Annotated in this window: 26 protein-coding genes and 1 riboswitch; of the genes, 18 read left to right on the top strand and 8 right to left on the bottom strand. The window is 43.3% G+C overall.

Going from position 1 to position 21,930, the window contains the following annotated elements; all coding sequences use genetic code 11:
* Positions 1–31 precede the first annotated feature (31 nt).
* Positions 32–628, top strand: a complete 597-nt coding sequence (locus PFZ69_RS10625; RefSeq protein ID WP_270181053.1) for a nucleotidyltransferase family protein — start codon at positions 32–34, stop codon at positions 626–628.
* Positions 629–703: 75 nt separating this feature from the next.
* Here the strand turns inward: PFZ69_RS10625 and PFZ69_RS10630 are convergent, their stop codons facing one another.
* Positions 704–1,147 (bottom strand): MarR family winged helix-turn-helix transcriptional regulator, encoded by a 444-nt coding sequence (locus tag PFZ69_RS10630; RefSeq protein WP_270181054.1) that lies wholly within the window; start codon positions 1,145–1,147, stop codon positions 704–706.
* Between the two features lie 128 nt (positions 1,148–1,275).
* On the opposite strand from PFZ69_RS10630, the gene PFZ69_RS10635 reads away from it, so the two are divergent.
* Positions 1,276–2,445, top strand: a complete 1,170-nt coding sequence (locus tag PFZ69_RS10635) for an MFS transporter (protein WP_270181055.1) — start codon at positions 1,276–1,278, stop codon at positions 2,443–2,445.
* A 90-nt stretch (positions 2,446–2,535) separates the two neighbouring features.
* On the opposite strand, the gene PFZ69_RS10640 is transcribed toward PFZ69_RS10635, so the two are convergent.
* On the bottom strand, positions 2,536–3,726 hold the full coding sequence (locus PFZ69_RS10640; RefSeq protein ID WP_270181056.1) for a NupC/NupG family nucleoside CNT transporter: 1,191 nt from the start codon (positions 3,724–3,726) through the stop codon (positions 2,536–2,538).
* Between the two features lie 119 nt (positions 3,727–3,845).
* A riboswitch (purine riboswitch) is annotated at positions 3,846–3,948 on the bottom strand.
* Between the two features lie 267 nt (positions 3,949–4,215).
* Complete coding sequence (locus PFZ69_RS10645) at positions 4,216–5,049, bottom strand: YitT family protein (RefSeq protein ID WP_270181057.1); 834 nt, start codon at positions 5,047–5,049, stop codon at positions 4,216–4,218.
* 254 nt (positions 5,050–5,303) lie between these two features.
* On the opposite strand from PFZ69_RS10645, the gene PFZ69_RS10650 reads away from it, so the two are divergent.
* The 10 genes from PFZ69_RS10650 to PFZ69_RS10690 all read left to right on the top strand — a co-directional run bounded on the left by PFZ69_RS10650 (position 5,304) and on the right by PFZ69_RS10690 (position 10,574).
* Positions 5,304–5,987 carry a VOC family protein gene (locus PFZ69_RS10650; protein ID WP_270181058.1) on the top strand — a complete coding sequence of 228 codons (684 nt, stop codon included), beginning with the start codon at positions 5,304–5,306 and terminating at the stop codon, positions 5,985–5,987.
* Between the two features lie 82 nt (positions 5,988–6,069).
* The gene (locus tag PFZ69_RS21020) at positions 6,070–6,372 is read left to right on the top strand and encodes a TIGR04104 family putative zinc finger protein (protein WP_442865145.1); all 303 of its coding nucleotides are present in this window, start codon (positions 6,070–6,072) and stop codon (positions 6,370–6,372) included.
* A 62-nt stretch (positions 6,373–6,434) separates the two neighbouring features.
* Positions 6,435–6,767: a hypothetical protein gene (locus PFZ69_RS10655; RefSeq protein WP_270181059.1), complete on the top strand. Its 333-nt coding sequence runs from the start codon at positions 6,435–6,437 to the stop codon at positions 6,765–6,767.
* Between the two features lie 218 nt (positions 6,768–6,985).
* Positions 6,986–7,261 carry a CD3324 family protein gene (locus tag PFZ69_RS10660; protein ID WP_270181060.1) on the top strand — a complete coding sequence of 92 codons (276 nt, stop codon included), beginning with the start codon at positions 6,986–6,988 and terminating at the stop codon, positions 7,259–7,261.
* A gap of 107 nt (positions 7,262–7,368) precedes the next feature.
* On the top strand, positions 7,369–7,917 hold the full coding sequence (locus tag PFZ69_RS10665) for a GNAT family N-acetyltransferase (RefSeq protein ID WP_270181061.1): 549 nt from the start codon (positions 7,369–7,371) through the stop codon (positions 7,915–7,917).
* 106 nt (positions 7,918–8,023) lie between these two features.
* A complete protein-coding gene (locus PFZ69_RS10670; RefSeq protein WP_270181062.1) occupies positions 8,024–8,848 on the top strand; it encodes a sugar nucleotide-binding protein in 825 nt (274 codons plus the stop codon).
* A 44-nt stretch (positions 8,849–8,892) separates the two neighbouring features.
* On the top strand, positions 8,893–9,486 hold the full coding sequence (locus tag PFZ69_RS10675; protein ID WP_270181063.1) for an NUDIX hydrolase N-terminal domain-containing protein: 594 nt from the start codon (positions 8,893–8,895) through the stop codon (positions 9,484–9,486).
* A 174-nt stretch (positions 9,487–9,660) separates the two neighbouring features.
* Positions 9,661–9,900, top strand: a complete 240-nt coding sequence (locus PFZ69_RS10680; RefSeq protein WP_270181064.1) for a hypothetical protein — start codon at positions 9,661–9,663, stop codon at positions 9,898–9,900.
* A 17-nt stretch (positions 9,901–9,917) separates the two neighbouring features.
* Complete coding sequence (locus PFZ69_RS10685; protein ID WP_270181065.1) at positions 9,918–10,208, top strand: hypothetical protein; 291 nt, start codon at positions 9,918–9,920, stop codon at positions 10,206–10,208.
* A 39-nt stretch (positions 10,209–10,247) separates the two neighbouring features.
* Positions 10,248–10,574, top strand: a complete 327-nt coding sequence (locus PFZ69_RS10690) for a hypothetical protein (protein ID WP_270181066.1) — start codon at positions 10,248–10,250, stop codon at positions 10,572–10,574.
* Positions 10,575–10,640: 66 nt separating this feature from the next.
* Here PFZ69_RS10690 and PFZ69_RS10695 read toward each other — a convergent pair whose 3' ends face one another.
* The gene (locus PFZ69_RS10695; protein WP_270181067.1) at positions 10,641–10,880 is read right to left on the bottom strand and encodes a hypothetical protein; all 240 of its coding nucleotides are present in this window, start codon (positions 10,878–10,880) and stop codon (positions 10,641–10,643) included.
* Positions 10,862–11,107 (bottom strand): hypothetical protein, encoded by a 246-nt coding sequence (locus PFZ69_RS10700; RefSeq protein ID WP_270181068.1) that lies wholly within the window; start codon positions 11,105–11,107, stop codon positions 10,862–10,864. Before PFZ69_RS10700 ends, PFZ69_RS10695 begins: the two co-directional genes overlap by 19 nt.
* A gap of 263 nt (positions 11,108–11,370) precedes the next feature.
* Between PFZ69_RS10700 and PFZ69_RS10705 the strand changes: the two genes are divergently transcribed.
* Complete coding sequence (locus PFZ69_RS10705) at positions 11,371–12,528, top strand: hypothetical protein (protein WP_270181069.1); 1,158 nt, start codon at positions 11,371–11,373, stop codon at positions 12,526–12,528.
* A 268-nt stretch (positions 12,529–12,796) separates the two neighbouring features.
* Positions 12,797–13,180 (top strand): hypothetical protein, encoded by a 384-nt coding sequence (locus tag PFZ69_RS10710; RefSeq protein ID WP_270181070.1) that lies wholly within the window; start codon positions 12,797–12,799, stop codon positions 13,178–13,180.
* A gap of 74 nt (positions 13,181–13,254) precedes the next feature.
* On the opposite strand, the gene PFZ69_RS10715 is transcribed toward PFZ69_RS10710, so the two are convergent.
* Positions 13,255–14,310, bottom strand: coding sequence for an AbrB family transcriptional regulator (locus PFZ69_RS10715; protein WP_270181071.1), 1,056 nt, complete (start codon positions 14,308–14,310; stop codon positions 13,255–13,257).
* A gap of 245 nt (positions 14,311–14,555) precedes the next feature.
* Between PFZ69_RS10715 and PFZ69_RS10720 the strand changes: the two genes are divergently transcribed.
* The gene (locus tag PFZ69_RS10720) at positions 14,556–15,053 is read left to right on the top strand and encodes a cupin domain-containing protein (RefSeq protein ID WP_442865146.1); all 498 of its coding nucleotides are present in this window, start codon (positions 14,556–14,558) and stop codon (positions 15,051–15,053) included.
* A 216-nt stretch (positions 15,054–15,269) separates the two neighbouring features.
* On the opposite strand, the gene PFZ69_RS10725 is transcribed toward PFZ69_RS10720, so the two are convergent.
* Positions 15,270–16,004, bottom strand: a complete 735-nt coding sequence (locus PFZ69_RS10725) for a YqcI/YcgG family protein (protein WP_270181073.1) — start codon at positions 16,002–16,004, stop codon at positions 15,270–15,272.
* A 26-nt stretch (positions 16,005–16,030) separates the two neighbouring features.
* A complete protein-coding gene (locus PFZ69_RS10730; RefSeq protein WP_270181074.1) occupies positions 16,031–16,885 on the bottom strand; it encodes a dimethylarginine dimethylaminohydrolase family protein in 855 nt (284 codons plus the stop codon).
* 224 nt (positions 16,886–17,109) lie between these two features.
* On the opposite strand from PFZ69_RS10730, the gene fbp reads away from it, so the two are divergent.
* From fbp to PFZ69_RS10745, 3 genes are all read left to right on the top strand, one after another.
* Positions 17,110–19,038 (top strand): fructose-1,6-bisphosphatase, encoded by a 1,929-nt coding sequence (fbp, locus tag PFZ69_RS10735; RefSeq protein WP_270181075.1) that lies wholly within the window; start codon positions 17,110–17,112, stop codon positions 19,036–19,038.
* Positions 19,039–19,229: 191 nt separating this feature from the next.
* Entirely contained in the window at positions 19,230–20,417 is a 1,188-nt protein-coding gene (locus tag PFZ69_RS10740; RefSeq protein WP_270181076.1) for an iron-containing alcohol dehydrogenase, read from the top strand.
* A gap of 19 nt (positions 20,418–20,436) precedes the next feature.
* Positions 20,437–21,894 carry a CoA-acylating methylmalonate-semialdehyde dehydrogenase gene (locus tag PFZ69_RS10745; protein WP_270181077.1) on the top strand — a complete coding sequence of 486 codons (1,458 nt, stop codon included), beginning with the start codon at positions 20,437–20,439 and terminating at the stop codon, positions 21,892–21,894.
* The last annotated feature ends 36 nt before the right edge of the window (positions 21,895–21,930 follow it).

A 21,930-nucleotide genomic window follows, 5' to 3' on the forward strand; every position in this document is an offset into this window, starting at 1 on the left:
GAGGTGGAACCTAGAAGAGGAGGGTCGTCTCATGCAAAGTGGTAGGAATCTTGATTTACAGAGTCAAATGGAAATGCTAGAAGACATCGTACATAAAAATGAAACGATCGAACGTGTATTGAACGTTGCGCATGCAGAACTCGAAAATTATTACATAGGGGCCGGAAGCATCGTTCAAACGGTGTGGAATTCCTTATCAGGAAATCCGCTGAATCATGGCATCGGTGATATCGACATCATCTATTATGATGAAGACTTGAGTCGAGAGAAGGAAAAGCGTACGGAAGAGCACTTGCAAGCGTTACTTCATGACGTGCCGCTTGAAATCGACGTGAAGAACGAAGCAAGGGTTCACCTTTGGTATGAAGAAAAATTCGGGAAGAAGATCGAGCAGTACGAATCGCTTGAGGACGCCATCAACAGCTGGCCGACGACGGCAACGGCGCTCGGGGTCAGGAAGGATGACGAAGGGAATTTCAGAATCTACGCTCCGTTCGGTTTGAACGACCTTTTTACAATGACGGTTCGAGCAAATAAAACGATGGTTACGAGAGAAGTGTATGAAGCGAAAGCTGCGAAGTGGACGAGCAAGTGGGATCTTCGAGTGATTCCGTGGGAAGATGCTTGAGTGTAAGTGTTTTCGAGTCGTGTTTTGAAATCAATGGTGAAAGCAGAAAGAACTCCTGATGATAGGAGTTCTTTTTTATGAAGAGTAATAGTACTTATCGACGTTGCTTTTTACTTGTGAAAGCATCCTTGCAAGCTCTTCCGTTTCTTCTTTACTTAAATGTTCTGTCAGCTGCCCTTCTAATTCATCTCGTATTTTATAGAGCTGCGATTGTTTTTCTTTACCGAGATCAGTGAGACAGATGATTTTAGAGCGAGCGTCTCCATCTAGTGATTCTCGTGTTACTAGCCCTTTTTGTATCAAGATGTCGATCAGCTTAGAAAGAGAGGAAGCTTTTATTCCGAGGTGATGTTGGATGTGAGATTGATTGACTCGGTCTTCGTCATACAGCACAAACATGACGTTCATATGAGAGATACTGAGCCCCTCTTTTACTAATCGTTCGTTTTGAAGCTGTTTAACTAAATGGGAAATTTGCTGAACTTGATATCCGATATCATCCTTGTGTGATTTATGCATTCGGGTATTCCCTCCTAAACTAACTGTATTCTAGCATAAAAAAATAAAGAATATCGATAGGAGTTTAATTAGTTTCCTAACTAATTTAATTGTGGTATGCTGTTTTTCGTAATCAAGGAGGGAAAACGATGAACAAATTATCGAAAGTTGGCATCTTTTCATTAATGCTTACTGCAAGCTTAACAATCATGGTGGGGAGCGTGATTACACCGGCTCTCATAGACATATCACAGCACTACGGAGTAGAGGAGATGGCCACCTGGCTAACGACACTGCCAGCACTTGGCGTTGTTCTTTTCGCACCACTTGCTGGTCGGCTCATTGACCGAGTGGGCTCCTATCTTTCGTTGTGCATAGGGTTAGTACTGTATGGAGCGCTAGGGGTCTCTGCGATTTGGTTGTCCGGAACGATTCCGATCTTTACGGACCGGATTTTACTAGGTGGAGCTACAGCAATCGTGATGGCTTCTTCGACAGGTCTTCTTGCTGAATTCTTTGTAGGGGAAGAACGCTTGAAGATGGTTGCTCTGCAAGGGATGTCGATCGAAACTGGAGGAATTATCTTTCTAAGTATCGGAGGGGTCCTTGGTGGATTAGGATGGCAGTGGCCATTTATGATTTATTTGATCGCGTGGGTTGCGCTTCTATTTATTTTGATCTTCGTGCCTTATAAGAAATCCGTGGTCAAAGAAGAGGCACAAGAACCGAAAACGAGGAGTATGAGAACAATTTTTCCAGTGCTGCTATCAGCTTTACTAGCGATGACGATGTTCTTTATCGCATTTATCACACTGCCATTCTACTTAGCAGATCATTTTCAATTAGGATCAGCGACAACGGGCTATTTCTTAGCTATGATTTCATTTGTAGCCGTCATTTCAGCTAGCATTATGCCTAAAATGGTCAAGAAGTTAACCGATTATAAAACGCTTCTCACCGGATTTACTCTGTTTACGCTAGGCTTCTTCCTATTAATCATAGGTCAGAGTTTATTAATCATCACGATCATAGCTGGAATCGTTATCGGGTTTGGGTTTGGCTTCACGATTCCTCTAGCGAATCATATGGTCGTCGAAAAAAGTAATGTTAGCAATCGTGGAAGGAATCTAGCGTATTTCTCATCATTTACATTTCTTGGACAATTCCTTTCCTCGCTCGTCGAAGGGACTTCAACGAACCTTGTTATTCTTTATTCCGTTGCTATTTCGATTGGGATCTTAGTAATTTTGTTTTACTCGCTATGGCTTAAAAAAAGCAGCGCTCGTCAAATGGTACAAGCACAAAAATCGTCGTTCTAACTACAAGGAAAATCCCACTAATAGATCTTATAAAAAAAGCCACACTGCAATCCGTTCAGAATTGAAATGTGGCTTTTTTCTACATTCATATTAGATAAACATACCTACGAAGATCGCAGTGATAAACGAAGCAAGCGAACCTCCGATGATCGCTTTTAAACCAAGCCTCGATACTTGTGGACGCTTCGAAGGCTCAAGTGAACCAAGACTGATGATGAGCTGACCGATCGAAGAAAGATTTGCGAAGTTACAGAGTGCGACAGACAGCATCGCGACCGTTTTCTCAGTAAGTTCGCTCTCTTGAGACGTTAAATCCTGAAACGCTACAAACTCGTTGATCGACATCTTCGTTCCGATGATCGAAGCAGCACGGAACGCTTCGTCGAGCGGGATACCGACAAGAAGTGCGAATGGATAGAAGACGTAGCCAAAGATCGTGCTTAGGTCGGTCCCAACGAAACCGAGTAGTCCGTTGAGGAGCGCAAGAATACTGATGAACGCGATTAGAAGACCACCGATATTTAGGGCTAGCGTGACACCGCTAACGGTTCCATCTGCGATCGACTCGAACACGTTCGCATGATCTGAACGCTTCATCTTCACGTTATCGTTCGTTTGGGATACTTCTGTTTCTGGCTCCATGATCTTTGCGATCACAAGGGAGACGAACGGAACGCTGAACACGGAAATCAAGAGGTACTTGATGTCGACACCCATGAGAGAGTACCCGACGAGAATCGCTCCACTCGCGGAAGCCGTTCCTCCGACCATCACCGCGAAGATCTCTGAACGCGTTAAGATTTTTAAGTATGGTTTAACGAGAAGTGGTGCTTCAGCAAGGCCGAGGAACGAGTTCCCAACTGCGTTAAACGATTCGACTTTTGTTGTGCCCATCAGTTTTCCGACCGTCACACCGACGATCTGTACGATGAACGGGATGACGCGTAAGTAGTAAAGAGCAGAGACGAGTGCTGAGATAAAGATGATAACGGAAAGTACGTTGATCGCAAACACGAACGTTAACTCTGTTTGCTCGTACAACCCGCCGAACACGAACTGAATGCCTTCGTTACTATAGTTGATGACCTTCTGGACGGCTGCAGATGCTTTTTCAAGAAACGCTTTACCTGCCTCAACTTTTAGTACGAAAAGAACGAAAGCCCCCTCGATCGCGAGTCCGACTCCGATCGTTCGCCAGTTTATTGATTTCTTGTTGTTACTGAGTAACCATGCGATGCCAAGAATCCCCGCAATGGATAATAGACCAAAAATGATGCTCATGGTGATGAAATCCCCCTGAAAGAAGTGTTGCTTCACAAAAACAGATCTATAAAAAAAGCCGCACTTATGGAAAGTCCGGGTTCAGGAAGAATGAATAAGGCTTAGGCGTTGTGAACAACGAATCAGCTTACCTTCCCTATAGTCCTGCAATTCATGGTTGCAGGGTAGAAACTTATCGGACCGTATTTCCAAAACTATATAGAGAAATGATGTGAAGTTATTTTAACAATCTAGCAGATGCAAAAGGGGGTAGCAATACCTAGTCTAATAGTAACAATGTTAGAAAAATTCAGTGGGGAGATGTAAGCGTTCGACAAAATATGACCTATTGTGCGAGGTGAGGATCAGGGAAGTGCGAGGGGATAATAGATAGAACGTTTTCATAGATTAAAGCGAAAAGGGAGTGGGCTGGAACAATTTGCTTTTTAAGTTTTTAGCTGTGGTAAAAAGAAAAAAGCTCCTCTTGATGAGGAGCCTTAGTGAAGAGCGTTACGTTTTTGGGAAGGTGAAACCTTCTCCGAACACATCACGCACGTCGTGTACGACGACGAATGCTTTGTCATCTGCTTGTTGAATCATCTTCTTCAACAGGAACAGCTCCTGTTTGTTGATGACAACGTACAAGATGTCTTTCGATTCATTCGAGTAGTGACCGCGTGCATTGATGATCGTCACGCCGCGATCCATCTCCGCGCTCACGGTTTCAGCGATCGCAGCGGTGTTATGTGAGATGATCGTAACGGCTTTTCTCGTATCGAAACCATCGATCAAGTAATCGAGTATCTTCGTACTGATATAGATCGAGATCCCTGTGTACATCGTATTCTCGATTCCGATGATGAAGGATGATCCCATCACGACTAAGATATCGAATACAAACATCGACGTGCTGACACTCCAGCCGAAGTGCTGGTTCAGCATGCGCGCAACGATCGTCGATCCACCTGTCGTTCCACCTGAACGCAGGACGAGTCCAAGTCCGATTCCGATGAAAACACCGGCAAACACTGTACCAAGCATGATGTCGACTGGGTTACCCATGTCTTCTGTTAGATGGATGAATAGAGATGTGAAGAAGATCGCGAGCATCGTATACCATGTGACGCGTTTGTTGAGCACTTTATATCCGATCGCAAGGAGCACACCGTTCATAATAAAGTTTGTAAGACCTGGTGACCATCCGAGCACGTAATAGAGTGCCATCGAGATCCCCGTTACGCCACCTTCACCTAGTTCGTTTGGGATCGCGAACCAGTTTACACCAAGCGCAAAGAACAGTGAACCGATGATGATCAGCGTTATTTCTTTTCCTGTATGATTCATAGTATCAACTCCGTTCGAGGGGGACGTGGGGACAGGTTCCTTGTCCCTGTGCCCCCGTTCAAATCTAGTACGTAGGATAATATATCATAGGAGAGGGACGTAGGGACAGGTTCTGTGTCCCGATAGAATGGTAGAGGTTGCAACGGCTATATAGAAAAACTCAGTCGATAGTCGCAGATCGTCTCATTCTTTTGGGTGTGGTGTAAGAATGGTAAAGGTTTTATGATCGATAAAAAGACATGGGGGGCTTGGCATTGGAAATCAGTGAGGTAATGTTAAGAACGAAGGAACTTGAAAAGATGAGACGTTTTTATTCCGAAATTCTCGGGTTGTCTTTAATAGAGGATAAAAACGAATATTTTAAACTAGCAGTTGGTTCTAGTCATCTTATATTCACGTCAGGCGTAGAAGGAGAACCTTTCTATCATTTTGCTTTTAATATTCCTTCAAACAAGTTCAGGGAAGCGAAGGCATGGGTTAAAAGCAAAGTTGAATTAAATCATGAAGATGGAAAAGATGAAGCGCACTTTACCCATTTGCCAGCTAAATCGCTTTACTTTTATGATCCTGCTGGAAACATCGTTGAGTTTATCTCCAGACAGTCAGTTATCAAGTATGATGTAGCACCATTTTCACAACATAGCATAATAAATCTGAGTGAAATAAGTCTTACAGTGGATGACCCTATAAAGACTGGTCAAGAATTGATTGAATTAGGCATTAGAGAGCGTGATAACGATGAACTAAGTGAGCGTGCGCTTAATTTTATGGGGGATCGTTCAAAAGAGAGCTTTCTTTTATTAACTAAACCAGGCAGGAGATGGATATTTTCCAACAAACGATCTGCTGTTCATCCTCTCTCTATTAAACTAAGTAATCATGTTGAAATTGAAGTGAAAGACAGCAAGGAGGTAGTGATAGGACTGCGTTCTAAGTAAAAAGGAACCTAGGAAGAGGAATTTGCTTCTTATTAGCTAATGTAAGTAAGAGATAAGCACTACGATCATAAGGGTGATAAACATGAACGGCTGTCCTAGCTGCTATAATACCGTTTCAAGGTGGTATTTATTTAAGAGGACACTATTAAAAAAAGAATACCCATTAGCGTGTCCTCACTGCTCTCAAAATCTATATTTTACTGCAAGATCTTTGAAAATCTCCTTCTCCTTCATCCCGGTTCTACCTATATTGCTGATTGTTTTTGTTTTGTACGATATACCTGAAGCAATTTCAGGATTAACAATCATGTTATTGCTTGGAATTCTATTATCCGCATATCCATTTATAGTGAAGTTGACGGATAAACAAGAGAATTTGTTTTGAATTTTTTTATTGGAAAAAGAGCTCAATAAGAAAGCAATCTAATGAGATAAGAGGTAGCTGATATGAAGAAAATCGCAATTGCGACACTCGTTCTTTCCATATTTTTAATTGGGCCTACCATCGTATTTTCCTCCTTCACACCTTCAGATGAACTATCTGATTTCCCAGTTCCAAAACGTGCGGTTCTTATTGAGGAAGGTGAAGATCGCGAAAGGTACGAGTGGTCGAAGGCTTCTGAGGAGAATGGCATTCCACTTGGATACAAATTCGTTTTGAAGGCAAAGGGATGGAAAGAGGAAGAGAGGCTGGGTGCTTCGGTGATTTATCGTAAGGATCGGAATAAAATTAACATGATCTCTACCTCCGGTTATGTAGACCTTATTAAATTGAATTAGACAGAATAGTTTGAGATGATGAAAACGAAAACAAGAAAAGGCGGAGGTGGACCAGATGAAACGAGATGCTCAATACGAGATAACGAGAGAAACTCATGCAAAGCCTATGAAATGGCGATTCTTTGCATGAGGTCATACTACTAAACGTCGCCATCGACTTCATTCATTAGGTTTTGCACCTTATTAGTTATCGGAATAAAAATAAGGGGCTGGCAAGAATGAAATATGTAAATGCAGAAAAAGCGTTACCTAATGAGTTGTTAAAAGAAATTCAAAAATACATACAAGGCGAAACACTTTATATACCAAAACCTCAACGCAATCGAGAAAAGTGGGGAGCTTCGACTGGTATTCGTAGTGAACTATCGAAGCGAAATCGTTCGATAAAAGAAGAGTACTTGCACGGACATTCGGTAGAAACGATTGCGGAGAAGCATCATCTTTCCGTAGAAACGATAAAGAAGATCATCTATTCTAAGAAAAAGGTTACCTGATTGGGTAATCTTTTTTAGGTAGTTTCTTTCTAAAAAAAACTCGTCATATCATTTTCTTCATCCTTGCCTCTAAAATGGAACCAAGGTCATGATGAGGAGGAACGGTTATGGAGAACATTAAATTTCTTGAAGCTGATCGCGTCTATTTAAGACCGATCGAGCAGGAAGATTTAGACACATTCTACGCCAAAGCGCTTTGGGATCCTGAAGGCAGAAAGCTTACAGGTACACAGGTTGTGTTCAGTCGTCAGGGTGTGCAAAGTTGGTACGATCGAATTGTAATGGATCAATCGAGGATCGACCTTGTCACCTGTTTACAGGAAACTGACCAAATCATTGGTGACGTAGCGATGATGGACATTGATCATCATAATAAAAAAGCCGTCGTTCGAATTTCCATATTTGATAAGAAGTACTGGGGGCAGGGCTATGGTACTGAGGCAATGTCGCTGCTTTTAATATATGGATTTGAAATCTTGAATTTAAATCGAATCGGGTTAGATGTATTTTCTTATAATGAACGAGCAATAAAATCATACAAAAAGTTAGGATTTCAAGAAGAAGGCAGGATCAGAGAAGAGTTGTTTTATGACGGCGAGTATCATGATTCTGTGCTGATGGGGATATTGAAGCGGGAATTTGAAGAGTTGAAGTGAAATGACTAGTGAAAATTTATTAAGATGGAGCGCTTGCTATAATAATAGCAGGCGTTTTATTCAATTATAGGGAAGTTTATGTTAGGAACAGTTAAGGAGGGTAGAGATGAAGATACTCATATTAGGAGCTACAGGGTTTCTAGGTTCGAGAATCTACCAAGTGGCTTCAGAAAACGATAGCTTCACAGTTGTAGGTACCTCAAGGTTGATAAATGAGCAATCTACGATTATCCAAGTCGATGTCACGAATAATGAATCGATTACCCATGCCATTGAAACCATTGATCCAGATGTTGTTGTTTGGTCTTTAATGAATTTTGAAGAAGAGATGCAGTTAATCGATGTAGGCCTTAAAAATGTGTTATCAGTGATAGAAGGGAAAACAAAGTTCATCTTTCTTTCAACTGATGCCGTTTTTGTTGATGGCGTAGGAGGATACACAGAAAATGATTCCACTGGAACTTTACCAAAGGAAGCAGCTTTAGCTAACTATGTGAACGGAAAATATGCTGGAGAACACTTAGTTCTTACTAATCATGCTAATCACGTAATTTTAAGAACTGGACCACTATACGGAAATCGTGATTACCTTGAGAAGCGAACGTTAAACTTAATCGATAAAGTAAAAGAAAATCAACCGATTGAAGCATGGGAAAATGTGTATCGAACGTTCGTTAATGTGGATGATTTAGCTCGTGCGGTTGTTGAGCTTTGCGAGATAGAATTTAATGGAGTCTTACATGCTGGGCCATTACATAAAGAAAGCTACTATACCTTTTTTAAAAAGCGGCTGAATCAGCTTGGGTGGGATGATGGACTCCTAAGCCCAGTTGAAATTTCACAGAAAGCGTTCCCTCATCTAGCGTTAGATACATCTTTAGATACTCAAAAAGCGAAAGGGATCCTCCAAACTAATTTCCGTAGCATGTAAAAAACTGAGTTTGATATACTCTCAACCGAAAGTGAGGTTTACCATTGAAAAATAGACTTTCATTACTAGAACAGGTTCGTTCAATTGCGCAATTGGGGAGACGATATGCAAAAGACCCTTATGATATTGAAAGATATGAAAAACTATTGCAATTGGCAAGCGAAGAATACTCTGAATTAAGTGAAATTAAGGAAAGTATCGTAGTAGAAAGGTTTAAAAGTGAACTGGGACACATCACACCTAAAGTTGGCGTGAACGGTATCGTCTTTTCTTCTGACAAGAAAATACTATTAGAACGTCGTGCTGATGATGGAACCTGGGGAATTATCGGCGGTTGGTGTGACGCGGGGGAGAGCCCCGAGGAATCACTAAAAAGAGAGTTCTTAGAAGAAACAGGATTAAATGTAAAAGTCCAAGATCTAGTTAGCATCTTTACAAGAAAACCAGAAGATTTTGGTCAGCCTCATACGTCGTATCATCCACTTTTTATATGTGAGATACAGGACGGAAACCTTCGAACATCTATAGAAAGCATAGAACTTAAATACCATCATCTGCTCGATGTAGAAAATTGGCATGCCGATCATTTCGAAGTGGCTAAAAAAGCGTATGAGTATATGGGGTATAAGTGGGAATAGAGTAGGTCTCATGTCTTATCGAAATTCTCTATTCAAAGATCTAATGAAAATTAGCGTTTTTTTTCATGAACTACGTTGTTAACTACCTTAACTTACCAACACCTGAATCGTAAGGATCTGAGATAATCAATTGTATAACACAAATTAGGTAATTTAACTCGGAGGATAACATCAGTGTGGTTAAAGGTATTTCTAGCATTACTTGCATTACTTGGCATAGCTTTAATGTGGTTTTCAGTATTCGGTAAGAGAAAAGATATAGAGAATATGGCAGAGGGATTTTCTCATGGTTTTTTTGAATTTATCTTTAATCTATTTTTTGAGTTTTCGTCGATAAAAGTAAAACGAGTATTGCTCTTTACACTAGGGTTCGTCGTTGCGTTTATTTTTACACTTGGCGTGTTTTTATCTTAGAAAAGCTGGAGAGAAAAATGGAAAAGATTAAGATGTTTATGTATTTCTTTGTTTTATCTGGAGTGTTTGGTGTATCAGGAATTTATCTTAGAGAGAATTTCAATATTCCTTTTACAACGTTAAGTTCAATGGATGTAGTCAGGATAGTGATGATCGGTGTTATTCAACTTTCATGTATTTATCTAGCTATTGATACTTATCTTAGATTTAATGAACTACCAAAAGGAATTAAGCGAATAATCATCTTCATTGCGCTGCCTTCCTCGATTGTATACTTTCTGTTCTTAATAGGAGTGTACGTTGAATGATTCATTTACCAAGAAGAATTTGACGCAAAGGAGAATAGAATGTTTATACGAGTTCACTCAGTGTCTGATAGTCAGGATCATGCATTGGCCGTTCTTTCTAAAGTACTTGAGCCTCTAAGCCAGCATGTGATCTCTAGACACTTAATAAAGTCTGAGCAATACTGGAAGATCGACATGATGTTTGTGACAGAGGCAGAAGTGAGTTTACAGGATGACTTTTCGAGAGAGGATCTCACAGTTTACTTAGAAAAAGTAAGTGAGAATTGGGACGTGATCGAGAATCCGCTTGAAGCGATCACTTCAACACAGATGGGGGATATTTCGATAGAGAACATTGCGATGATTACCATTTCGTTTGCGGAATGATCGATAGAGAAATAGTAAAACAGGAGCCTATGTGGGCTCCTGTTTTTGTTTTCGCTTCTATCACCATCAATCAAACTCTCGACTAACCTTATCATGGTAAAAGCTGACTGCTTCTCTTAATTTCGAATTCTCTTCTTCAAGTCTTGCGATTCGCTCTCGATTTTCTTTTACTTTTTCTTTATAGATGTGGATCGTGAAGATAAGACCTAGGACTATTATGTATGCTATGAAGTCCGTCATGCTGAGGGCGTTCGAATACAAGAAGATCACCTCTTCCGTAAAAAGAGTTACACGAATTGCAGCCATAGTTCTACTTGCTTGGCTGCTTCAGGATCAATAGAACGCATCGGTTCAATAAGTATCTCGGCGCGCTGACGTTTGATTTCTTTTGCAAGATGCGGGAGGTCTTCCAGCAGCCCTTCTTCGATCATGTACCTGAGTGTGTTCATTCGAAAGTGCTCGTTTTCTATCGTATTGATTTCGAAATGTTCAAGCACCATCTCAACCATGGTTTCTAGTGGATATTCTCTCATTACATACCCTCATTTCTTGATGGAATTTTCCGGTAGATGCTAGTTTCTATGATACGCGTTCGTGACAAAAGGGACAAGGGGACAGGTAACGTGTCCCGATGGATAGATTAGTAACCGATAGTTAAGGTACCCTTCTTCATTCACAAGGGAGTATACGTTTGGTGGGACGAGGTACCTGTCCCTGATGTCCCTTGCAATGTCTTGAAGGGTTTGAAATAATTGGAATAAAATACGTTGTCGATGGCGCTGGGAGATTGGTAGTTTTGAAAAGAAAGAAAATGAAGAAGATTCTTGTTCAAATCCTTATCGTGACAGTCACATTTTTTGTTATTAGAGGAATAATAGAGTTCACACCGATTAAAGGATACTTAGGCAACGTTACATCAAACGCTGTATTACAGTTGTACCATTTTAAAGATCCTTCATTTGAAGAAGGTAACATGGTGCTAACGTATGACAGTGAGCAAAAAGAAGTAGCGAATGAACTAGCTGAGGAAATCGAAGGATTTCAGGAGTTAGGTGTTGCCTGGTTTGGCGAGAGCGATCTGCCTCAGTTAGAAGTCATACTCACAAAACAGGGCAAGCTCCCTCATCCTATATTACTGCACCGCAATGGGCTTTATCTTTCACTTAGCAACATTATCCTCATTAACGGGGAATTATCAAAAGAGGAAAGGGTACACGCACTTTCGCATGAATATGCTCACTACTATTTGATGAACAGCATAGATAAAGAGATGGAAATTACGGATCTACCAGACTGGTTTCATGAAGGAGTATCAGAAGCTTTCGCGCACCGGTTCGCTCCGCTTCCATTCTATGAAGCCATTGGGAGCTGGGATGTTGTGCCAGTTGCAGAAATGGACATGAAAGGTCCAGGAGCTAGCGAGCGATATGTGATGGCGCAATTTATCGTGGAGAAACTATTAGAAGACCACGGTGAGCAAGTCGTTTCTAAACTTATTGCTGAGGAGCAAGGATCGTTTGAGAAAAAGCTCACTGAAATTACGAAGCAACCACTTTCTGATACTCATAAGTGGCTAATTCGAAATGAAGAGATTTATGAAGAAACACCAGCGAAATTAGCTGAAGGATATGATCGTAATCTGCTCAAGAAAGAGTTACTCGAGTTTGAGGAAACGAAAGGTCCATACTATTTTGAAGCGCCGTTCATCTATTCGACCCTCGAGACGATCTATACTGATGAACAGAATTGGGAAGCTGCTATTTCGGTTGGACTGAAGAGGATGAATTATGTACCTTCTTCATACAGTGATTGGAAAATACTCTCTGAATATGCTTCTAACATGGGTGATACTGTTTTAGCGATCGAGTATGGCAAACGCGGATTAGCAATGACCGATTCAAGAAGCAGAGCTTCATTTGAAAAGTGGTTAGAAGAGCTGGAGAGTCGATCGTAAAGAAGGCTGAATAACGATTAATATTTAAAAAAGGATTGATAGCTTGAACCGTACATACATAATAGGAGTTAGTTTAGCGGGATTAGCCGCCTTCGCCATTTCGTTTCTTATCCTAACGTCAAACTATTTTCATAGTAAAGAGATCAGTTTGCTAACGTCTAGGTGCTATGAAATCGATGGGGAAGTAAGCTTAGAGATTCATAATGACTTTACGAAAAGTTACTCGTTTGAGTGTAAGAAATGATGGTTGCCTTTTAACGTGTCTATCATGATTAATATCTTATGTGTGATGGTAGGCGTCTTAGGAGCGATGTTCATCATCACATTAAGAAAACAGCTGTTTAATAAGAAAGTGCTATCCTTGCTTGTTCTAACGATCTTGATCGTTGGTATGTTTCAGATTGGGTGGTCTGCTTCTCACTTATCTAATGAAGAGGCGATCACATTAGCGAAAAAAACGGTATCTCCTTATCGTGATGTGAAGTTGAAGAAGAATCAAATCGAAGTTATTAATATGGAATCCGAAAGAATCGCGGTCGTCATCGAGTTTGCTCCTAACAACTATGCAGAAGTGTACATTGATCAGCTGAGTGGAGAGGTGCTGGAGGCAAACATAATCGATTTTCACGGGGAAGATCGTAGAATTAAATAAGTATCAATTAAAAAATCCCACCCTCAACTCGAGGGTTGGATTTTTTAATGATTGATGGGATGAGGTACCTGTCCCTACGTCCCGCTGGTCACTTCCCGCCTCACAAGAAACGGAACAAGCATTGGAATAAATAGAATAAGAATCAGCAGTCGAATAACCTGCATGGCAGCGACGACGCTTCCGTCGAGGTCTAGTGATGCGGCGACGGATGCCATCTGCGGTGCACCTGCTGGTACGATTGCGAGCAGGCTCGTGATGAAGTCGAGCGGTGTCATGAGGTAGAACACGAACGTCACGACGAACGTAAGAAAGAAAAAGGATACGAGGATCCAGAGACTTGTCCATCCGATCTGTTTGATATCGGAAAGAGACTTACGGTCGAACCGAACGCCGATGATTACACCAAGCATCGCCATCCCAAGTCCTACACCAAGGTTCGGCATCGAAGGGAGTGGCTGGACGAACGAATGAAAGATAAAGGAGAGAACGATCGCGTAGAGAAACGGTGCGATTGGAATTCGCCATTTCTTTGCCAGTACGAGCGTCACCACTATGAGTAGGAGATAAAAAAGCATAGCGAGCCACATGGGTGCCGCACCTTCTACAGCTTTACTTAACCCGCTCGATTCCACTTCCTTCGTTTTCAAATATGGAGTCATAAACCCAGCGACGATTGGAATCGTCGCAACGAGCATCATGATTCGCACTGTTTGAAAGGCTGCGACCATGCCCATGTTTGCTTTGTACTCTCGACTGAGTGCCATCATGACGGAAGCCCCTGCAGGGAGACAGCAGAAGAGAGCTGTCTTCGCATCGAGGTTCGAATATCGACCGAGCACTTTTCCGAGAACCCAGCTCGCAACAAGCAGGATAACTAGCGAAACGGCTAGTGGGAACAGATAGCTTGCGACCTCTGTAAACATGGATACTTTTATACTTATGCCAATACTGACGCCGATCACAGCGAGTGATAGGTCGAATAGAAGGTTCGGGTAGGAGATCTCATCGATCATGAGGCGGTAGTAAACGCCGACAAGCATCGCACCGAGTAACCAGCCCGCTGGAATGCTCATCAAGTCGAACAAGTATCCTACGCCAAACGCAATCATTAATAATAAAAGTTTTATCATATAGGAGCACCTTCAATAAATGAGAGTTCTTTCAGTACACGAAGCTTATTTCAATCAGTTTAGCACAGCACCTGTATACAATTCATGGATGAGGGTTTGGGACAAGGGGACAGGTCCCGTGTCCCTCTTCATAAGGAGTAACCGCTCATGTTGTTAATTGGAGGGACGAGGTACCTGTCCCTATGTCCCGCATAGGCACATTCCCTAGCACGCTGAATAGCATAGTTTTAGAAACTGTGAAGGGAATGAGTTGGATGTCCTATGATTCAGGTTCGTTCAGCGAAGATCGAGCTTCAAAAGGAATAGGAAGAGTAAAGATTCAAGATTATGGACCGAAGCCGTTCGTGGTGGATATCAATGAAGCAACGTTAAAAAATAACACGTTCCGTACAGCACTATGGACAGGAGATTATTTTCAAATTACGTTGATGAGTATTGGAGTAGGGGAAGACATCGGATTAGAAATGCATCCTGATGTAGACCAGTTTCTACGAGTGGAACAGGGGCAGGGACTTGTGAGAATGGGGATGAATAAACATCAGCTGCCGTTTGAAGTACCTGTTTACGATGACTTTGCAATCATCATTCCAGCAGGCACGTGGCACAATGTGATCAATACAGGAAAAGATGCGCTCAAGCTTTATTCGATCTACGCACCTCCAAACCATCCGTTCGGTACGGTTCATCGAACAAAAGCCGAAGCGATCGAAATGGAAGAGGGGTATGGACACGACCACGGGTAAAAGGATGTAACACACGGGTCCCCCTATACATCGTATAGGGGGACCATTTTATATCATAATTTAAGGGGGGAAGGAGTTTGGGGGGACTCCTTGGTTCATACATTATCACAGGATTTAGCGATTCTAGCGATTATGTGAGAACTTTGACATTTGATACGTTAACGTAACGAAGATAAAAGAAAAAACTTGGAATGACGCTTCCAAGTTTTCTTTGAATTAACTCTCTTTATGATGAAACGGACACTTTCCTTCGATCGGTTCGATGTCGTCTCCGATGAACGATTGCTTCCACTCGTTATGGTCAGGGTCACCAAAATGACTGATATCAGGGTGCTTCGGCAATTGATCCCAGGCCTCAACGCGTGCGCGTACCTTTTCCCGGGACATGATGCCGCCTTTCTCGGTCCCTTCAAGACCCTGGAAAATGGCACGTGGTTGGAAGCCGAGAATCAAGCTGTTCCCTAGATTTCTCGTTTTTCGCTGCTTGTATGCAGGCGCATTTCCAAAAGTGAAGATCGGCTGTCCGGCGAAGTGGAAATCCCACAAGTAGTGATCGGGATCTTTCGGTGCGTCACTTGGCCATGGGAAGCGGTCCTGACTATGTAAATACTGGAGAATGTCCCAGAAATACGAGCGATAATACTCGATCGACTTTTCACTACTCTCTGGCTCAACGAAAATAAATAAACCGTGCCGCACTTTCGTAGGTTCCTCGAACAGGCTGAGGAAGCTTTCGACCGCTTCAGGCAGGTTCGCCCAGTGATTATGTTCGATATACGCGTATCTTAACTCTCCTTTTTTCTGTCCAGTTCTGCCAAAGAAGCATGGGAATGTCGGGTCGGTCACGACTTCTTTGAACGTCTGGTATTCGTTGATCAGCCAGTCAGGCAGGTTCTCGCCATTCTCCATGTCTTCTTTCGTAAGTAAATGGGGGCTTTTTGTTTTTAACATCGTTCGGTCTCCTTTGGGCTGTATAATTAACGACGGACAAGCGGTAAGGTACAGCAGCGAAATGAACCGCCTGATTTGATGATTTCTGAAAAATCGACGGTGATGACGTGAAAGCCTTTTGAACGAAGAATCGCATTCAACCGCTCGTTTTGAGGAAGGCTCACGATATGATCGTTTCCGATCGAGAGCACGTTTGGCCCCATCTCGAACTGCTCCTCTTTTGTCACTTCGATGAGTGATTGAAAGCGAGCGGAGATTTTCTTCAAACCTTCTTTTGTAAAAGCTTCACGATACACGAGCGCAGTATCTTTTGAAACGATATTAAAGACACAATCAAGGTGAAGAATGTCTTCCGTCAGTTGAATCGCTTCGATACGATACGTTGGCAGTCTTCGCTGTAACTCATCGATCGCACGCTTCGTCGTACGCCCGCTTACACCGATCCAGATCGTCGAACCATCGACAACGACATCGCCGCCTTCGATTGAACCAGGTAGTCCTTCTTGAAAACCGATTCCTCGATCGCTGAGCCATGTTTTCAAAATGTTTGTTTCAGAGCGGCGTACTCGCTCATTCATCGTTCCGACGAACAGTTCATCGTTGATCGTGAACCCGATGTCTCTCGTGAACACTTGTTCAGGAAGGTGAGGGTCGGTCGGAAGTTCGCTTACGTTCACGCCGTTTTCTTTTAAGGTCGAGACGAAGTTCTCATGCTGTTTCAGTGCGAGCGGCACGTTGATGTTGCTTTTTTCATAGTGTTTCTGCGTTTCATTTATGATTTCAGTGATCTTCATAAATGAGGGCTTCACAACAAGCACATGGTTTAGTGCATCGTATTCTGTAGCGCATCGCACGCTTTTGTTGGCTGTTATTGTTTTCATCTCAAAAACCTCCATCGCACATTTAGTCCCCTATTCCCCTAGTAAATATCTGTAAAACCTATCGAATGGAATTCGCTAGAACGATAAATTAGGAGATTTTTGATGATGGAGAATGTTGGATTCCCTTTTGTTGCAAAGAGGGTTTAATTTCAAAAACGTTTTCTCTTATAATAGAGGGAGGACTTACATCATTCGTAACTGATTTTGAAAGGGGTTACATCATCGTGAACACGAAATACTTAGATCTGCTAGCTCAGAAGTATGATAGTGAAGAAAAAGTCGTAACAGAAATCATCAACCTGAAGGCGATTTTAAACCTGCCGAAGGGGACAGAGCACTTTGTGAGTGATTTACATGGGGAGTACCAAGCCTTTCAACATGTGTTACGAAACGGATCGGGGAAAGTGAAGGAGAAAATCTCCGACCTTTTTAAAGAGGAACTATCTGAGGAAGAATTAAATGAATTTGCTACCCTCGTTTATTATCCTGAAGAAAAAATCAAGCTCATCAAGAATTCGTTCGATAACGATAAAGAGCTGAACGAGTGGTATAACGATACGATTCAGAGAATGTTCAAGCTGATTTCCTATGCTTCTTCAAAATATACGCGTTCGAAGCTGCGAAAAGCGCTGCCTGCACAGTTCGTGTACGTGATTGAAGAATTGCTTTATAAATCGGACGATGCGAATAAGGAACCGTACTACCAGAAGATCCTTCAACAGGTGATCTCGCTCGGTCAGGCGGACAAGCTCATCATCGGGCTATCTTACACGACCCAAAGACTTGTCGTCGATCACCTTCATGTCGTTGGCGATATTTATGATCGTGGACCGGAGCCTGATAAGATCATGGAGACGCTCATCAACTACCATTCTGTCGACATTCAGTGGGGAAATCACGACGTACTGTGGGTTGGGGCATTTGCTGGGTCGAAGGTTTGTCTCGCGAACATCATCCGAATTTGTGCGCGTTACAACAATCTCGAGATCATCGAGGATGCGTATGGCATCAACCTGCGTCCGCTCTTGAACCTTGCGGAGAAGTACTATGGTGACAACCCGGTATTTAGACCGAAAGTAGATAAAGACGATAAAACTTCAGAAGATGAGCTGCTGCAAATCACGAAGATTCACCAGGCTATTGCAATGATTCAATTTAAGCTCGAAAGCCCAATCATCAAGAGACGACCGAACTTCAATATGTCAGAGCGCCTCTTGCTTGAGAAGATCGATCATGAGAACAGTACGATTACGATTCACGGGAAAACGTACGACCTTGAAAATACGTGTTTTAATACGATCGACCCTGAACAGCCGGAGAAACTTTTAGAGGAAGAACAAGAAGTAATGGACAAGCTCTTGTTTTCTGTTCAGCATTCTGAAAAGCTTGCGCGCCACATGAAGTTTCTTATGAAAAAAGGAAGCCTTTATTTGAAATACAATGGTAACCTCCTGATCCACGGCTGCATTCCGCTTGATGAAGAAGGAAACATGGAGAGCATGATGATCGAAGGGGAATCGTACGCCGGGCGTGATTTGCTCGATGTATTTGAACGATATCTCCGTGAAGCGTACGCGCACCCTGAGAAAACGGATGACCTCGCAACAGACATGGTGTGGTATTTATGGACAGGCGAGTATTCGTCACTCTTTGGAAAACGTGAGATGACGACGTTCGAGCGTTACTTTATTCAAGATAAAAAATCTCATAAAGAGAAGAAAAACCCTTACTACTATTTACGAGAAGAAGAAGAAACGTGCCGAAAGCTTCTCGCTGAATTCGATCTTAATCCTGATCAAGGCCATATCATCAACGGGCATACGCCGGTAAAAGAAATCGAAGGGGAAAATCCGGTGAAGGCGAACGGGAAGATGGTCGTGATCGACGGAGGCTTCTCGAAAGCGTATCAATCGACAACCGGGATCGCTGGATACACGTTACTTTATAACTCCTTCGGCATGCAGCTCGTCGCTCATAAGCATTTTAATTCAAAAGAAGAAGTCCTCTTAAATGGGGCGGATGTTTTATCCGTTAGGAGACTAGTCGATAAAGAGCTTGAGCGGAAGAAGGTTCTCGAAACGAACGTAGGAGAAGCACTGCTGCAAGAGCTTCAGATTCTAAACAGCTTGATGGAATACCGCTACATCGATTGAGAATACCCCGCAGATTACGTCTGCGGGTCTTTTTTTTAGAGAAACGGTTGACATCTTTCCTTCTTTCGTCTAAATTTTCTGATTAAGTAGGAATGACATCTCTTTATCAAGAAGATAGTAAGGCGAGACTTTACAGAGATTCTAGCGCATCCAGAACGGTCTTACTTTTGGTAGAAAAAAGGAGAGATGTTGTGGAACATTTTGCTGTTTTTCGTACACCTCAGACGATCCTATATGGGAGGAAGTCTTTCCAACAAGTTGGCGTACAAGCTGCCTTGAAAGGACGGAAAGCCCTCATTGTAACGGACGAGGTTATGCTGAAACTCGGATATGTGGATGAATGTCAGGAACTGCTTAAGAAGGAAGGGATCGAGAGCGAAACGTATACGGGCGTGGAATCTGAGCCGACAGATCTCTATGTGAGTGAATCTCTTGAAAAACTGAAGAACACCGCATGTGACCTCGTTCTTTCAATCGGTGGGGGAAGCTGTATCGACACGGCAAAAGCGATCGCGGTTCTTGCGACGAACGGAGGATACATAGGGGACTACAGAGCCAATCGTACATCTGCCAAGAAAGCGCCGCTAGCGCATATTGCGATTCCAACGACAGCAGGAACAGGGTCAGAAGCAACGGACGTCACGGTCATCACGAACACATCAGATGATGTGAAGATGATGATGAAACAGCCTGCGTTCATGCCGGACGTTGCGATCGTGGATCCGCTTTTAACCGTATCGTCCCCAGCGCACGTAACTGCTGCAACGGGCGTCGATGCACTCAGTCATGCGATCGAAGCGTATCTTTCAAAGCGTGCGCACCCAATGACGGATACGATCGCGCTTTCGGCTATGAAACTGCTTGTCGAAAACATCGTCACCGCCTACCGTGATGGAAACAATCTTGATGCTCGCGAAGCGATGAGTCTCGGGGCACTCCAAGCTGGAATGGCATTTACGAATGCGTCCGTCTGCCTCGTGCACGGGATGTCTCGTCCGATCGGAGCGCTTTTTCATGTGCCGCACGGCTATTCGAACGCGATGCTGCTGCCAGCCGTGCTCGAATTCAGCAAAGACCTTTGTACCGATCGACTGGCTGATCTTGGTCGTATTTTTAAGCCTGATGAAGCACGTTCAGACAGCGAAGCAGCCGAGATCGCCGTGAAATCCGTGAAAGAGCTCTGTTCGACGCTTGAGATTCCGAACTTGAAAGAGTGGGGAATCGATGAAGGGGCGTTTAAAAAGGCGATTCCAAAGATGGCGATGGATGCGCTCAATAGCGGCAGTCCTCAAAATAACCCGCGCCTGCCTTCTCAAGAAGAGTTAGAAAATCTGTATACGATGTGCTATGACTATCGATTAGAAAAAATAACGCGCTAAAACGAAGGGAGATCGAAACATGACGACGACAGCGACAAACGTACTAAAGAACTATATAGACGGTGAATGGGTAGATGCAAAAACGGATCAGTTTCAGCCTGTTCCAAACCCTGCGACGGGTGAAGAGATCGCTCAAGTTCCAATCTCAACGAAAGCTGACGTAGAGTGGGCCGTTCAGGTAGCGAAGGATGCCTACAAGTCGTGGAGTCAAGTTCCTGTTCCAAAACGAGCGCGTATTCTTTTTAAATACCAGCAGCTTCTCGTCGATCACTGGGATGAGCTAGCGAAACTGATCACAGAAGAAAATGGGAAAAGCTATAAAGAAGCGTATGGAGAAGTTCAGCGAGGCATCGAGTGCGTTGAGTTCGCAGCTGGCGCGCCGAGTTTGATGATGGGAAAACAGCTTCCTGATATCGCGACGAACCTCGAATCGGGGATGTATCGCTACCCAGTCGGAGTAGTCGGCGGCATCACGCCGTTCAACTTCCCGATGATGGTGCCATGCTGGATGTTTCCACTTGCAATTGCAATGGGGAATACGTTCGTCCTGAAGCCGTCAGAACGCACGCCGCTGCTCGCGAACCGACTCGCGGAGCTTTTTAAAGAAGCGGGGTTACCTGATGGTGTCTTGAACATCGTCCATGGTGCACATGATGTTGTGAACGGGCTTCTTGAGCATAAAGACGTGCCTGCCATTTCCTTTGTAGGATCTCAGCCAGTTGCGGAGTATGTGTATAAGACGGCATCTTCTCACGGTAAACGTGTCCAAGCACTCGCGGGTGCGAAAAACCATTCCATCGTGATGCCTGATGCTGATCTTGATAGCGCGGTAAAAGAAATTATCGCAGCGTCTTACGGATCAGCAGGAGAGCGCTGCATGGCATGCTCTGTCGTTGTTGCAGTTGATGACGTGGCAGATCCACTCATTCAAAAGCTGAATGAAAAAGCGGACGAAATCAAGATCGGGAATGGACTTGAAGACGACGTGTTCCTCGGCCCAGTCATTCGACAAGAACATAAACAGAGAACGGAAAGCTACATTGAGCACGGTGAGAAGGAAGGCGCAACACTCGTGCGCGACGGTCGAAAAGATGAAGCGTATCATGATGGCGGCTACTTCATCGGACCGACTATTTTCGATAACGTGACATCTTCTATGAAAATTTGGAAAGACGAAATCTTCGCGCCGGTGCTTTCAATCGTGCGAGTGAAGAGTCTTGAAGACGCGATCGCACTAACGAATGAATCAGACTTCGGAAACGGCGCATGCCTGTTTACTCAGAACGGTAGCAATGTTCGCACGTTCCGTGAGAAAATCGAAGTGGGCATGCTTGGTGTGAACATCGGCGTACCTGCTCCGATGGCGTTCTTCCCGTTCTCTGGATGGAAGAATTCCTTCTACGGAGATCTTCATGCGAACGGGTCTGACGGGGTAGAGTTTTATACGAGACGTAAAATGCTAACAGCTAGATGGTAAGGGTTTAAAAAAGAACGGTGTAGAGGAGCAAACGCT

This window comes from Alkalihalobacillus sp. CinArs1 (genome assembly GCF_947387515.1).
GTDB lineage: Bacteria > Bacillota > Bacilli > Bacillales > Guptibacillaceae > Guptibacillus.